Origin of the sequence: Bacillus sp. SIMBA_005, assembly GCF_046535585.1 — a bacterium.
Taxonomy (GTDB): Bacteria; Bacillota; Bacilli; order Bacillales; family Bacillaceae; genus Bacillus; species Bacillus pumilus.
Map to the genome: position 1 here is coordinate 1 of NZ_JAWRWI010000698.1, position 257 is coordinate 257.

Here is a 257-nt window from a genome sequence, read left to right on the forward strand (position 1 = left end):
GCGCCAGGGTGTCGGGGTCGAGGGTCGGACGCTGGTCGTCGTTCGTGAAGCTCTCGGCGATGCTCGAGCGCAGCCGCTCGCTGCGCTCGAGGAAGTAGTCGTGCGCGGGATGAGCGGGGTCGGCGGCATCCACCGCGAGTCGTGAGAACAGGGCGACCAGGCCGGGCACCTGCGTGTTGTGGCGGATGACCTCGAGGAAGCCGTCCCTCGCCCCCTCCGCGTCGAGGAAGGCGGGATCGAGGCCGTCGTGCTCGTCG

At 70.8% G+C, this 257-nt stretch carries 1 protein-coding gene; it reads right to left on the minus strand.

From position 1 onward, the window contains the following. Positions 1-257: hypothetical protein (locus tag SB660_RS21865; RefSeq protein ID WP_410584534.1), on the minus strand; the 257-nt coding region annotated here is incomplete at both ends.